At 71.2% G+C, this 12,722-nt stretch carries 14 protein-coding genes; all 14 read right to left on the reverse strand.

Annotation, left to right across the window (positions count from 1 at the left end):
• Positions 1–13 precede the first annotated feature (13 nt).
• Positions 14–961 carry a PDR/VanB family oxidoreductase gene (locus tag AC5DRG_RS04345; protein ID WP_491808175.1) on the reverse strand — a complete coding sequence of 316 codons (948 nt, stop codon included), beginning with the start codon at positions 959–961 and terminating at the stop codon, positions 14–16.
• A 40-nt stretch (positions 962–1,001) separates the two neighbouring features.
• Positions 1,002–1,766, reverse strand: a complete 765-nt coding sequence (locus tag AC5DRG_RS04350; RefSeq protein ID WP_491808177.1) for an SDR family NAD(P)-dependent oxidoreductase — start codon at positions 1,764–1,766, stop codon at positions 1,002–1,004.
• Positions 1,763–2,281, reverse strand: coding sequence for an aromatic-ring-hydroxylating dioxygenase subunit beta (locus AC5DRG_RS04355; RefSeq protein WP_491808178.1), 519 nt, complete (start codon positions 2,279–2,281; stop codon positions 1,763–1,765). The genes AC5DRG_RS04350 and AC5DRG_RS04355 overlap by 4 nt, the downstream gene beginning before the upstream one ends.
• Positions 2,271–3,536, reverse strand: coding sequence for an aromatic ring-hydroxylating oxygenase subunit alpha (locus AC5DRG_RS04360; protein WP_491808179.1), 1,266 nt, complete (start codon positions 3,534–3,536; stop codon positions 2,271–2,273). Before AC5DRG_RS04360 ends, AC5DRG_RS04355 begins: the two co-directional genes overlap by 11 nt.
• Complete coding sequence (locus AC5DRG_RS04365; protein ID WP_491808181.1) at positions 3,533–3,892, reverse strand: hypothetical protein; 360 nt, start codon at positions 3,890–3,892, stop codon at positions 3,533–3,535. Before AC5DRG_RS04365 ends, AC5DRG_RS04360 begins: the two co-directional genes overlap by 4 nt.
• Positions 3,893–3,910: 18 nt before the next feature.
• The gene (locus tag AC5DRG_RS04370; RefSeq protein ID WP_491808182.1) at positions 3,911–5,020 is read right to left on the reverse strand and encodes an acyl-CoA dehydrogenase family protein; all 1,110 of its coding nucleotides are present in this window, start codon (positions 5,018–5,020) and stop codon (positions 3,911–3,913) included.
• A 114-nt stretch (positions 5,021–5,134) separates the two neighbouring features.
• The gene (locus AC5DRG_RS04375; protein ID WP_491808184.1) at positions 5,135–6,361 is read right to left on the reverse strand and encodes a metal-dependent hydrolase family protein; all 1,227 of its coding nucleotides are present in this window, start codon (positions 6,359–6,361) and stop codon (positions 5,135–5,137) included.
• Positions 6,362–6,412: 51 nt separating this feature from the next.
• Positions 6,413–7,882 (reverse strand): ATP-binding protein, encoded by a 1,470-nt coding sequence (locus AC5DRG_RS04380; RefSeq protein WP_491808185.1) that lies wholly within the window; start codon positions 7,880–7,882, stop codon positions 6,413–6,415.
• Entirely contained in the window at positions 7,879–8,481 is a 603-nt protein-coding gene (locus AC5DRG_RS04385; RefSeq protein WP_491808187.1) for a response regulator transcription factor, read from the reverse strand. Before AC5DRG_RS04385 ends, AC5DRG_RS04380 begins: the two co-directional genes overlap by 4 nt.
• A 1-nt stretch (position 8,482) precedes the next feature.
• A complete protein-coding gene (locus AC5DRG_RS04390; protein ID WP_491808188.1) occupies positions 8,483–8,743 on the reverse strand; it encodes a hypothetical protein in 261 nt (86 codons plus the stop codon).
• Entirely contained in the window at positions 8,743–9,186 is a 444-nt protein-coding gene (locus AC5DRG_RS04395; RefSeq protein WP_491808189.1) for a nuclear transport factor 2 family protein, read from the reverse strand. The genes AC5DRG_RS04390 and AC5DRG_RS04395 overlap by 1 nt, the downstream gene beginning before the upstream one ends.
• Entirely contained in the window at positions 9,183–10,028 is an 846-nt protein-coding gene (locus AC5DRG_RS04400; RefSeq protein ID WP_491808190.1) for an ATP-binding cassette domain-containing protein, read from the reverse strand. Before AC5DRG_RS04400 ends, AC5DRG_RS04395 begins: the two co-directional genes overlap by 4 nt.
• A complete protein-coding gene (locus AC5DRG_RS04405; RefSeq protein ID WP_491808192.1) occupies positions 10,025–11,767 on the reverse strand; it encodes a dipeptide/oligopeptide/nickel ABC transporter permease/ATP-binding protein in 1,743 nt (580 codons plus the stop codon). Before AC5DRG_RS04405 ends, AC5DRG_RS04400 begins: the two co-directional genes overlap by 4 nt.
• Positions 11,764–12,705, reverse strand: coding sequence for an ABC transporter permease (locus AC5DRG_RS04410; RefSeq protein WP_491808194.1), 942 nt, complete (start codon positions 12,703–12,705; stop codon positions 11,764–11,766). Before AC5DRG_RS04410 ends, AC5DRG_RS04405 begins: the two co-directional genes overlap by 4 nt.
• Between the last annotated feature and the right edge of the window lie 17 nt (positions 12,706–12,722).

A 12,722-nucleotide genomic window follows, 5' to 3' on the forward strand; every position in this document is an offset into this window, starting at 1 on the left:
GGTGGGGACGGGTTCACCACAGCTCGACCACCAGCCGCGCCGACCTCGCCCGTGACACACAGGCGGCGATCTGGTCCCCGGCCGCCTTCTCCTTCGCGGTCAGGCAGTGGTCGCGGTGGTCGGGTTCGCCCTCGACCACGCGCAGGACACAGGTCCCGCAGATGCCCTCGCGGCAGGAGGTCTCCAGCGGGACGCCGTTCTCCTCCAGCACCTCGGCGATGCTCCTGCCGGGCGGCACGGTGTAGATCTCACCGGTGTCGAGTTCGACCTCGAAGGCCCCGCCCGCATCCGAGGGCCCATCGGCCTGGAACAGCTCCGAGTGGATCCGTTCCTCCGGCACGCCGGTCGCGGCGACCTCGCGGACGTACGTCATGAAGCCCTGCGGTCCGCAGGTGTAGACGTGGGCCTCCGCCGGAAGCCCGGTCAGTTCCGCGGCGAGTGCGGCACCGGCCGCCTCTCGGCCGAGCCCGAAGTGGCGGACCACGCGCTCGGCGAAGGCGGACTCCTCCAGCAGTCCGGCGAAGGCCGCCTCCGCGCGGCTCCTCGCCACGTAGTGCAGGATGAACTCCGCTCCCCTGCCGTGCAGTTCGTACGCCATCGCCAGCAGCGGCGTGATCCCGATGCCGGCCGCGACCAGGTGGTGCTCGGCCGCGTCGGAGGCCAGGCCGAAGAGCTGCCGGGGTGTGCCGATGGTCAGCTCGGTGCCCGGCTCGGTCTTGTCGTGCAGGGCCTGGGAACCACCGCGCGAGTCCTCCTCACGCTTGACGGCGATGGTGTAGGAACCGGAGTCGTCGGGTGTGCCGCACAGCGAGTAGGGGCGGGTGATCCCGGTGGGGCCGGTGACGTCGACGTGCGCGCCGGCCGGGTAGGGGGCGAGGGGTTCGCCGTCCGTGCGGATGAGCCGGAGAACCTTGATCGTGTCGGTTTCGTGGTGGGTGTCGGTGACGGTGACAGGGAACATCCGTCTGCCTTCGGGGTCGGATCGGGAGCTGACGGCGCTGTCAGCGCATGTACAGGCCGCCGTTGGCGTCCCAGCAGGCTCCGGTGACCGCGTCCGCGTGCTCGGAGGCGAGCAGCACGGCCATGTCGGCGATGAACATGGGGCGCCCCAACCGCCGTACCGGGGCGGCCTGTTCGATCGCGGCGAGGGCGTCGGGCGCGACCATCTCGCGGACGATGGGCAGGTCCTGGGGCCCCGGCGAGATGGCGTTCACCGTCACCCCGTGCGGGCCGAGTTCGCGGGCGAACACCTTCGTCAGGGTGGCCACTCCCCCCTTCGCCGCCGCGTAGTGCGCGCCCGTCGCCGTGCCGCCGTTCTGGCCGGCGAGGGAGGCGATGTTGACGATGCGTCCGTAGCCGCGCTCGGTGAAGTAGGCGCCGAAGACCTGGCAGCCGAAGAAGGTGCCGTTGAGGTTGGTCGACACGACGGTCTCGAAGCTCTCGGGGCTGATCTCCATCAGTGCTTCGGCCTTGGACCGGCCCGCGTTGTTGACCAGCACGTGGACGGCACCCCAGTGGGCGGTCAGCCGGTCGCGGGCCCGGGTGAAGGCGTCCTTGTCGCGTACGTCCAGGGCGAGCCCGATGGCGTAGCGGCCCTCCGGGTCCAGCTCCGCGGCCGCCTTCACCGCGGCCTCCTCGTCCAGGTCGGTCAACGCGACGCAGTAGCCGCGGTCGTAGAGCCGCCCGGCGATGCAGGCGCCCAGGCCGCGGGCCGCGCCCGTCACCAGGGCGACGCGCCGGGTGCCGTCGTCCTCGTGGGGGCTCACAGCAGGAACCCCGACGCGGTGACGGCGTCCTCGGAGTTGACCAGCCGCACGATCTTGCGGGAGATGCGCGGGCCGTCCGCCGCTGCGAACACGAGACGGTGGGTGACGTCGGCGGCCAGGACGAAGGTCTCCTCGCGCTTGTAGCCGACGAGGATCTGCGCCGAGCAGACCTCGATCGCGTCGTCCTCGCGGCCGGTCACCACGAATCGGGACACCGAGCGGACCGTGCGGGCCGCCGCCGCGGCCGAGATGGAGAACCCACCGGTGAGGCGCTCGACGCGCATGCGGCGCATCCGGTCGTCGTCGTAGACGAGGTTGAGGCGGGAGGCGAAGTCGGTCGCGTCGCGGTCGATGGGGACGACGTACTCGCCGCCCTCGGCCCAGAGGCCGTCCCATTCCTCGTAGCGTCGGGCGTCGAGGAGATGGGCCTCGCGCCAGATGAGCGAGACGGCGGCGAGGGCATGGGGGTCGTCCAGGGGGAGCTCGACCACCGTGCCGAGAGCTTCAGTTGCCATCGGTCATCATCCTCTTCCACATCGCGTACGCCTCCCGCATCCCGGTCTCGTCGGTCGCGTGGGAGGTGGGCTGCCCGAGGTCGTCGGGCTTCTCGCGGCCGAGGCCGCGGTTGACCAGGATCGGCATGTCGACCCCGCCGGTCACACCGCGCTGGACGCGGTTCCACGCCTCGGCGTCGTCGGGGCTGCCGAAGCCGAAGGGGCCCTGGAAGTGCTCGTGGATGCGCAGCCGTTCCCGGTTGACGATCTCCGGGCCGCCGTCGAGGCCGAGCGCCACGTGCCGGATCTCCGTCTCCGCGACCGAGATCGGGCGCAGGACGCGGAAGAAGGACATCGACATGGCGACGTTGGGAAACAGGTTGAGGTTGAACCCCGCGCCGTGGAGTGAGCGGACGATGCGCCGCACCTTCTCCGGGGGCATGTCCTCGGACAGTTCCTCGACTATGTGGCTGAAGCGGTCCTGGAGCTTCTCGGTGCCGTCGTCGACGTCGAGATCGGCGTGTTCGGCGACGGAGATGGAGACGCTGTGGCCGTTGCCGAGGGCGTGGGTGACCGCACTCTCGTCGGTCATGATCGACAGCATGCTCGCGGTCTCGGCGTCCACCGAGGACATCCAGGAGCGGTGCACGATCGGGAAGTGGTACCAGTCGGTGGTGTTCTCCAGCTGAATCTTCCAGTTGCCGTTGAAGCGGAACCGGTGCTCGCCCTGCACCTTGATCGGGTAGCCCGCGCCCTGCTTCATGAAGCGGTCGATCCACAGGCGGGCCCCGCCGAGGAAGTCCTCCAGCGGCTCGATCCCGTCGTCGAAGCTCGCGAAGACCATGCCGGCGTACGTGCCCACCTTGAGGCGTTGCAGCGGCAGGTCCTTCTTCTCGACGACGTCCTCGTAGCCCTCGGGGTACGGGATGCCGCGCAGGGTGCCGTCCAGGGCGTACGACCAGGCGTGGTAGGGGCAGGTGAAGCCGTTGCCGTTGCCCTTGGGGGTCTCGCAGACGCTGGCGCCGCGGTGGCGGCAGCGGTTGAGCAGGACGTTGATGCCGCCGCGGCGGTCGCGGCTGACGATGACGGGCCGGCGGCCGACCCAGGCCGTCTTGAAGTCGCCGGCCTTGGCGATCTCGCTCTCGTGGGCCACCCACACCCAGGTGCGGTGGAAGACGCGGTCCATCTCCCGTTCGAAGAGCTCCGGGTCGGTGTAGAGGGTGCCGGCGACGCGGTCGGACTCGACGAGGGAGGCGATGTTCGCGTGGGTGGTCATCGGGCGGCCTCCGGCTGCGGCAGCGGGCGGCCCATGCGCGCCTCGATCTTCATGTAGCGCCATAGGCCGTGCTCGCCGACCTGGACCGTGCGGAACAGGTTGCAGGCGGCGGCGACGGTGGGCTGGTCGACGACGTCGGCGAGGACGTAGCAGGTCCAGGGCCAGGAGCCGGACGGGCCGACCAGGTGCTGGTCGTCGTCGATCGTGCCGAGGACGGTGACGCCGGGCAGCTCGTACAGCTGGGCGAGCATGCTCGTGAAACCGTCCCAGACCGTCTTGCCCTGGCCGGTGGGCAGGTCGAAGAAGTTCTGGTTGACGCCGATGCAGAACAGCACCCTCAGCGGTGCGTCGGACATGGGGTTCTCCTCGGGATTTCAGAGGTAGCCGGGAAAGGGCTGCACGCCCGTCAGGACCGCGCCGGCGCCGTCGTACATGCCCTCCTGGAGGAAGGCGTGCTGCGGCACGACCGACGCGTCGCGCAGGTAGCGCTGCATGGGGCTGCCGTCGGCGATGGCGGGGATGCCGGCGAGTTGGTAGGCGGCCCGCACGACGTCGAAGGAGGTCTTGGCGAGGTGGGCGGAGGCCAGCCGCAGCAGGCTCGCCTGCTCGGCGGTCGCGGGGGCGCCGGTCTCGACCGTCGCCCACACCTCTTCGGTGATCTCGTAGAAGAAGGCGCGGACGGACCGGAGTTGGGCCTCGGCCTGCCCCACCGCGATGCGGTAGGTGGCACGCTCGGCGGGCTTGGGTGAGCCGGTGTAGCCGGAGCGTCCGCCCTGGGCGATGACGTGGTCGAGCGCGGCGCGGGCCACGCCCAGACCGACGACGGCCAGCACCTGGGCGGCGTAGGGGACGGTGGGATAGCGGTAGAGCGGTTCGTCGACGGTGGGCCTGCCGCCGCGGACGAATGTCCACTCCTCGGCGACGACGGCTCCGTCGGCCACCAGGTCGTGGCTGCCGGTGCCGCGCAGGCCGATGACGTCCCAGTTCTCGGCGATCTCCACCTGCTCGGGCCGCAGTACGGCGGTCAGCGGGCGCCCGGTCCTGTCCTCGCCGGCCTTGATGCCGACGCCCAGCACATCCGCGCCCTTGCAGCCGCTGGCGAACTTCCAGCGTCCGGAGATCCGGTATCCGCCGTCGACGCGCTCGGCGGGCTGCACCGGGAACAGCCCGCCGGCGAAGGCCACGTCGGGGCCGTCCGCGTACAGCTGGGCCTGCGTCTCCTCGGGAAGCGCGGCCAGGTAGACGCCGGAGCAGCCGAAGCTCGCGACCCAGCCGGCCGAGCCGTCGACCACCGAGATCCGCTCGATGAGGCGGAGGAACTCGGCGGCCGGCAGGGCATCGCCGCCGAATCGCTTCGGAACGCCGGCCCGGTAGATTCCCGCGCGCTTGAAATCGGCGATCACATCCCGCGGCACATGCCGCTTCTCCTCGAATTCGGCCCGCCGGTCCGCCACGACCGCCAGCAACTGATCGAATTGCGTCATCGGGGAATCTCCTCGCATTGCCGGGCGGTTCTCCCGCCCGCCGTGTCATCACGCTATGCGCGGCAACCAGGCGTCCGCCATTGGGACTTGACCGCGTCGCCTAGGGGATTTCCCCTATCCGGGCAGCCGTATGAGGTCCTTTTGGACTTCTCCCGACCGCGCGACCACGACCACGTTCTCCGGTCGGGCCAATACGGCGATGTCACGCAGCGGATTGCCGTCCACGACCACGAAGTCGGCCGTTTTTCCCGCTTCGAGGGATCCCAGCCGGTCGTCGACGCCGAGGAGGCGGGCGGAATTCAGGGTGCCCGCCGTGATCGCTTCGAGTGGTGCCATGCCGAGCTCCACCAGGTAGGAGAGTTCGAGCAGATTCCCGCCGTGGGGGACGACTCCGGCGTCCGTGCCCAGGGCGATGGGGACGCCCCGGTCGATCGCGTGCGCGATGTTCTCCTTGCTGATTCCGGACCAGCGGCTCTTCTTGCGGAAGTGGTGTCCGGCCATCGCCGCGGGATCGAGCGGGGCGAACACGGTGGAGAGGGTGGGGACGAGGAACGTGCCCTGTTCCAGGGCCAGATCGCACAGCTCGTCGGTCAGGCCGTAGCCGTGCTCGATGCTGGTGACACCGGCCCGCAGGGCGGTGCGGATGCCGGCGGTGCCCTGGGCGTGCGCGGCGACCGGCTTCCCGCGGTGCCGCGCCGCCTCGTCGACGACGGCTCTCAGCTCGTCGTACGTCAGTCCCTCGTCGTCGGGGTCGTCGTGCGGGCTGCCCATGCCGCCGGTGGCGCAGACCTTGACGACGTCCGCTCCCGCGCGCAGCATCCGCCGGGCGGCGATCCGTGTCTCGTCGACGGTGTCGGCGATCTCGCCCAGGTGCGGGGCGGCGTCGATGCCACCGGGTAGCGAGCAGTCGGCGTGGCCGCCGGTGTGGCCGATCACCTTGACGGCGACCTGGAGCCGGGGGCCGTCGATCAGGTGCCGGTCGAGCGCGGTGCGGTAGCCGGCGGGTATGCCGCCGAGGTCGCGCACGGTCGTCACACCGGCGTCCAGCGTGGCGCGCAGTCGTTCCGCGATCTCGAAGGTCTCCACCGTCGGGTCGGCGGCGAGGCCCGCGATCAGCGGACGCCCGGGGGTCATGCACAGGTGGACGTGGCAGTCGAAGAAGCCGGGGAGCAGGGTGCGGCCGGCCAGGTCGACAGTCATCGCGGTGGGCGTCGGGGGCGCGGCGGCGGCCGGCCCCGCGTACGCGACCAGTCCGTCGTCGTCCACGACGAGGACCGCGTCGGGCACGGGGGCGGCTCCGGTGCCGTCGATGAGGACGGCGTGTTCGTACCGGGTGGTCATGGGAGCTCCGTTCGAAGCAGATGGATGCCACGGCGGCTGTCGCCGGGACCGTCACGGATCTGCCATCCCCGTGTGCCGGTCCGCGAGCGGCAGGTCGAAGCGGAAGACCGCGCCGCGCGGCCGGTTCGGGCGAACGTCGATGCGGCCGCCGTGGCGGGTGACGATGCGGTGGCTGAGGGCGAGGCCGATGCCGCTGCCGTTCTCCTTGGAGGTGAAGACGCCGTCGAAGATCCGGTCGTCGGGGGGAGGCCCGTGGCCCTGGTCACGGACGGTGAGTTCCGCGCGGCCGTCCGCGCGGCGCCGGGTGGTGATCCGCACCCGGCGTTCCGCGTCCGGCAGGCGCGCCGTCTCGTCCACCGCGTTGAAGGCGAGGTTCATCACGACCTGCCCGATGAGCACGTTCTCGCAGCGCACCGGCAGCAGTTCGGCGGTCAGGTCGAACTCGACGGTCACCGCGTGCTCCTGGGCGCGCAGTTCGATGAAGTAGGCACAGTCGCGGACGATCTCGTTGAGGTCGGCCAGTTGCGCGGACTGCTCCAGGCGGCCGACGTACTGCCGCAGGCTGCCGAGGATGCGCCGGGCACGCTCGATCTGCCGTACGGCGTTGTCCAGTCCCCAGGCCACGGACTCGTCGGCGGAGCCGTTGCCGAGCCGGCCGCGCGCTCCCTCGACGAAGTTGTACGCCGCCGCCAGCGGTTGGCTCACCTCGTGGGCGATGGCCATCGCCATGTCGCCCATCGCGTTGTAGCGGGCCAGGTGGTCGAGGTGCTGGGTGTCGCGGCGGTGCTGCTCCTCGGCGCGGACCCGGTCGGTGATGTCGTAGAAGAGGAGCATCCGGCCGCGCAGGTCGCTCTCGATCTCGATGTGCTGGCAGGTCGCGGCGTACCAGCGGGGCTCGCCGCCCGGCGCGGCGAAGCGGTAGCGGCCCTCGCGCTCGGGTACGGGCCCGTCGCAGCAGTAGCCGGTGAAGTCCGCCCCGTTCAGGTCGCCGCCGAGCTGCCGGGCCGCCGACTCGCTCGCGAAGAGCACGCGATCGGTGTCGTCGAGGACGACGATCCCCTCCGCCAGGCCGCTCAGGAACGTGCGCAGTCTGCTCTCGGTGCGGAACAGGTCGCGCCGGACGGCCTTCTCCTCGGCGATGTCCCGGAACTGCACCATGACCGCCGTCCGGGAGCCCAGTTCGACGCGGATCGCGATCGCCTCGGTGAGGATCTCCTCTCCACTCCGGGACCGGTAGCACCACTCGGTGGCGCTGGTGCCGTGCTCGACGGCGTGCCGGAGCCAGCGGTGGCCGAGCTCCCGGCTGTACTGGCGGGCGTTCTTGCTCATGTCCGGCGCCTTCAGCGGTCGCAGCTCGTCGACGGACCAGCCGAGCAGGTCGCAGGCGGCGCTGTTGGCCCAGAGGATCTCGAAGGTGCGGGCGTCGTGGAGCAGGACGCAGTACTTCAGCGCCTCGGTCAGCGCACGGAAGTCGGACGGCGCGAGATCGTCCGCGGCGTCCATGGCGTGGCCAGCCGTCACCGCGCGTCCAGCCGCAGGACGTCCCGGACCAGGGCGGCAATGCTCTCCGCGCCGGTCTTCTCCCGGATGCGCGCCCGGTGGACGTCGACCGTCTTGGCGCTGATGCCGAGCCGGCCGGCGATCTGCTTGTTCGCGGCGCCCTCGACGGACAGCGCGAGCACCTCCCGCTCGCGATCGGTCAGGCTTCCCAGCTTCGCGCGCAGCTCGCTCTGTTCGGCCCGGCGTGCGAAGCGTTCGCGGGCCGTGCGCTGGGCGGCCTGCACGACGTCGAGCAGGTGCTGGGGGTCGTACGGCTTCTCCAGGAAGTCGACGGCGCCGTTCTGCAGGGCGCGCACGGACATCCGGATGTCGCCGTGCGCGGAGACGAAGACGACCGGCAGCGGCGCCCCGGTCTCGTTCAGCAGTTCCTGGACGCCGAAGCCGCTGAGCTCGGGCATGCGGACGTCGAGGACGAGACAGGCGGGCCGGTCGCGGTCGTAGGAGTGCAGGAAGGCCCCGGCGTCGCTGAAGCGCTGCGAGGGGATGCCGACCGAGTCGAGGAGCCAGGCGAGCGATTCGCTCAGCTCCTCGTCGTCGTCGACGATGTACACGACGCACATCTCAGTCGCCCCAGGACGCCCGCGCGGTCCAGTACTCGCTGCCGTCGGCGCTGACCCCGTGCTGCCAGTCGCCGGTGCGGCGCAGGGCTGGTTCGACGCGGGCGGTCGCCGCGTCGGCGCCCTCGGGGCCGTCCTGCTCGACCTGCCAGTGGACCCAGTTGACCTCCCGGCCCGTCGCGTCGTGCACGAACAGGTCGACGTGGTGCCAGCCGTAGTCGTGGGTGTCGGCGTAGCAGGTCAGGAGCATGGTGCGGTCGTTCATCACTCCCCCAACAGCGGTGCGGTGAAGAGTCGTTCGGTACGGAAGGAGGACATACGGGGCCGGTCCGGGTCGAGCCGGAAGGTCACGTCGAGCCGGGCGGCCATGATCTCGGCGGCCCCCGACTCGTACCGGGAGAGCTGCTGCATCCGCCAGCTCCCCCGCGCCGTACCGTTCTCGACGGTGACGTCGACGGTGCCGGGGAAGAGGAGGTGCACGTTCGTACGGAAGTGGGGGTTGGGCGGCAGATACTCCGCCAGCATCGCGACGATCGCCTCCCGGCCCTCGGCGCGGCCGAACTTCCGGGCGTACGCGCTTCCGCCGCCCTCCCAGACCGCGTCCGCGGTGAAGAGGTCGCCCAACTCGCCCTCCGCGTCGGCGGGTACGTCGCAGAGGGCGAGGTAGTGGGTGAGGGTGCCCACGACGTCGGCGGTCACCCCGCTCATGACGCCGCCAGCTTGAGCCGTTCGGCGCGCCGCGCGGCCTGCCGCTCGGGGTCGGGCACCGGTGCGGCGAGCAACAGCCGCTTCGTGTAGGGGTGTTCGGGCCGTTCCGTGACCTGCGCGGCGTCTCCCGTCTCCACGATGTCGCCGCGGTAGAGCACGGCCACCCGGTGGCTGATGTGCCGGACGACGGACAGGTCGTGGGTGACGAAGAGGTACGCCACCCCGGTCGCCTCCTGGATCTCGATGAACAGGTCGAGCACCCGGGCCTGGGTCGTCAGGTCGAGGGCGCTGACCGGTTCGTCGCAGACGATCAGCCTGGGTTCGCGGCACAGGGCGCGGGCGATGGCGATGCGCTGGCGCTGGCCGCCGGAGAACTCCCGGGGCAGCCGGCCGGCCGCGTCCTGCGGAAGGTGGACGTGGTCGAGCAGTTTCTGCACCCGGGCCTCGGCGTCGGCACGGGCGACGCCGGTGACGAGCAGCGGCTCGGTGAGGATGTCCATCACCGTCATGGCCGGGTTCAGGGAGGTGAACGGGTCCTGGAAGACGACCTGGATGTCCTTGCTGAGGGCGCGCCGCTCCCGCTTGCCGAGCCCGGAGACGGGCCACCCCGCGTACCGGATCTCACCGCCGGTGACGGGTGCGAGACCGAGGACGGCCCGGCCCAGTGTCGTCTTGCCCGAGCCGGACTCGCCGACCAGGCCGAGCGTCTCGCCGGGCGCGATGGACAGGGAGACGCCGTGCAGGACACGGAAGGGCTTCTTGCCGCGGCCCTTGCCCGGATACTCCACGACGACGTCGTCGAGTTCGAGGAGCGGAGCGGCCGCGGTGATCGGCGCGGTCATGATGTCGCCTCCTTGAGGGGCGTGCCGGCCACGCGCGGTTCGCCGCGTGCGGGCCCGCCTTCGAGCGTCGAGTCGAGGAGCATCCGCGTGTACGGGTGCTCGGGCGCCGCGAAGATCCGGCGGGCCGGGGCGGTCTCCACGATGCGCCCCTGCTGCATGACCGCGACCCGGTCGCAGATGTCGGCCACCACACCGAAGTCGTGGGTGACGAGGATCATCCCCATGTCGCGCTCCTGTTGGAGCGAGCGCATCAGGTCCAGCACCTCCGCCTGCACGGTGACGTCGAGCGCGGTCGTCGGCTCGTCGGCGATCAGCAGCCGCGGATCGCAGGACACGGCGCCCGCGATCAGGACGCGCTGGGCCATGCCGCCGGAGATCTGGTGCGGATACGACCTGAACACGCGCTCCGGATCCGGGATGCCGACCCGCGCGAGGAGCTGGAGCGCCTTGGTGCGCGCCTCGGCCCGGGACAGCCCCAGGTGTTTGCGCATCGGCTCCACGAGCTGGGCGCCGATACGGAAGCAGGGGTCGAGGTTGGACATCGGCTCCTGGGGGATGTAGCCGATGCCGCGCCCGCGCAGGGCGTTGAGGGCGGCGAGGTCCAGGCTCAGCAACTCCTTGCCGTCGAAGACCAGTTGGTCGGCCGTCACCTCGGCCTCGTTCGGCAGCAGGCCGAGGACGGAGAACGCGGTCTGGCTCTTGCCGGAGCCGGACTCGCCCACCAGGCCCAGGACTTCGCCGCAGGCCACGGTGACGCTCACCCCGTCGACGACCGTCTTCTCGCCGTAGGTGACGCGCAGTCCCTCCACGGTGAGGAGCCGGTCCGGGGCGGCGGGCCGGGAAGCCGTCGTGGCCTTGCGCGGCACCGGTTTGCGCCGTTTGGCCACCTGGGGCGCGGCCGTCCCCAGCGCGTCGCGCACCGCGTTGCCAAGCAGGCTGGAGGTGAGGATGGTCAGGCCCATCGCGGCGCCCGGCCACAGCAGCAGGAGGGGCGCGTTGTAGATGTTGGTGAAGGCGTCGTTCAGCATCGCGCCCCAGCTGGCCTGGGAGGCCTTCCCCAGGCCGAGGAAGGCGAGACCCGCCTGGATGCCGATCGCCACGGCGAATACCTGCGTGGCCTGGATGACGGACGGCGCGATCACCACGGGCAGGATGTGCCGGCGCATGATGCGGGCGTCGCCGAGTCCGGAGACGCGGGCGGCGTCGACGTACAGCTCCTCGCGGACCGCGAGCACCGAGGCGCGGATGAGGCGGAAGACCATCGGGGCCATGATCACCCCAAGGACGACCATGGCGACGTTGAGGTCCTGCGAGACGGCCGCCATGACCACGAGCATCACGATGATCGCCGGGATCGCCATGATGACGTTGACGATCCAGCCGGCCACCGCGTCGAACCAGCCCCGGTAGAAGCCGCTGACCAGGCCGAGCGGACCGCCGACCGCGAAGGCGACGAGGACGGCGAGGGTGCCGCCGACCAGGCTGGTGCGGCCGCCGTACAGCAGCCTGGACAGGACGTCCCGGCCGACGCCGTCGCCGCCGAGGGGGTGGCTGCCCGACAGGGGCGCGAGGGTGTCCGCGAGGACGCTGCGGTCAGGGGCGTGGTCGGTGAGCAGGGGGGCCGCGAGGCTCGCGACGATCACCAGGGCCAGGACGACCAGGCAGCCGACGGCCAGCGGGTCGCGCAGCGTGCGGCGCAGGAGGCTGTCCCGTCGGACCGCCACGGGAGCCTCGGTCATGACACACGCACCTTCGGGTTGAGCCAGCCGTACGCGATGTCCAGCAGCAGGTTGACGGCGACGACGATGGCGACGGTGACGACGACCGTGCCGAGCAGCACGGGCGCGTCCCCGCGTACGGCGGCCGAGTTGGCGAGGGTGCCGATGCCGGGCAGGCCGAACACCTTCTCCACGACGACCGCGCCGCCGATCAGGCCGATGAACTGGAGCGCCAGCACGGTCAGGGCGGGCGGGGCGGCGTTGCGCAGGGCGTGCTTGAAGACGACGCTGCGGGTGGACAGTCCGCGGCTGCGCAGGGTGCGGACGAAATCGGCGCGCAGGATGTCGATCAGGGCGCCGCGCACCTGCATCGCGGTGGCCGCGGTCGCGGCGACGGCCAGGGACAGGGCGGGCAGGGTGATCGAGCGCAGCCAGCTGGTGCCGGAGGTGCCGAGGTCCACGTACCCGGTGGCGGGCAGCCACTCCAGCTTGACGGCCAGGGTGACGGCGAGGACCAGGGCGATCAGGAAGCTGGGCACGGCGGTGCCGAGCACCGCCGTGAACTGCACGAGACGGTCCACCCAGCCGCCGCGCAGCGCCGCCGCGGTGCCCAGCAGCACGCTGAGCACCGCCGCGACGAGCATTCCGGCGAGCACGACGGAGAGGGTCACCGGCAGCGTGTCCGTCAGGGACTGGTTCACCGAGTCACCGGTGAACCACGAACTGCCCAGGTCGCCCTGCACGGCCTGACTGGCCCAGTGCCAGTAGCGCTCCACCAGGGGCTGGTCCAGGCCGAGTTCGTGGCTCTTGGCGGCCACCGCGGACCGCGAGGCCGTCTCGCCCAGGACGTTGCGGGCGACATCGGTGCCCGTGAGGCTGAGCAGCAGGAACGTCGCGGTGGCCACGACGACCACCAGAACGGCACCGGCGGCGATGCGCCGGAACAAGAAGACGAGCACGGTCAGTTCCTCCTTCC

The organism is Streptomyces sp. JLBG701 (genome assembly GCF_058544905.1).

Coding starts and splice junctions, on each gene's coding strand:
- AC5DRG_RS04345 (WP_491808175.1), bottom strand. CDS start 961: ATGTTCCCTGTCACCGTCACCGACACCCACCACGAAACCGACACGATC.
- AC5DRG_RS04355 (WP_491808178.1), bottom strand. CDS start 2,281: ATGGCAACTGAAGCTCTCGGCACGGTGGTCGAGCTCCCCCTGGACGAC.
- AC5DRG_RS04360 (WP_491808179.1), bottom strand. CDS start 3,536: ATGACCACCCACGCGAACATCGCCTCCCTCGTCGAGTCCGACCGCGTC.
- AC5DRG_RS04365 (WP_491808181.1), bottom strand. CDS start 3,892: ATGTCCGACGCACCGCTGAGGGTGCTGTTCTGCATCGGCGTCAACCAG.
- AC5DRG_RS04370 (WP_491808182.1), bottom strand. CDS start 5,020: ATGACGCAATTCGATCAGTTGCTGGCGGTCGTGGCGGACCGGCGGGCC.
- AC5DRG_RS04375 (WP_491808184.1), bottom strand. CDS start 6,361: ATGACCACCCGGTACGAACACGCCGTCCTCATCGACGGCACCGGAGCC.
- AC5DRG_RS04385 (WP_491808187.1), bottom strand. CDS start 8,481: ATGTGCGTCGTGTACATCGTCGACGACGACGAGGAGCTGAGCGAATCG.
- AC5DRG_RS04390 (WP_491808188.1), bottom strand. CDS start 8,743: ATGAACGACCGCACCATGCTCCTGACCTGCTACGCCGACACCCACGAC.
- AC5DRG_RS04395 (WP_491808189.1), bottom strand. CDS start 9,186: ATGAGCGGGGTGACCGCCGACGTCGTGGGCACCCTCACCCACTACCTC.
- AC5DRG_RS04400 (WP_491808190.1), bottom strand. CDS start 10,028: ATGACCGCGCCGATCACCGCGGCCGCTCCGCTCCTCGAACTCGACGAC.
- AC5DRG_RS04405 (WP_491808192.1), bottom strand. CDS start 11,767: ATGACCGAGGCTCCCGTGGCGGTCCGACGGGACAGCCTCCTGCGCCGC.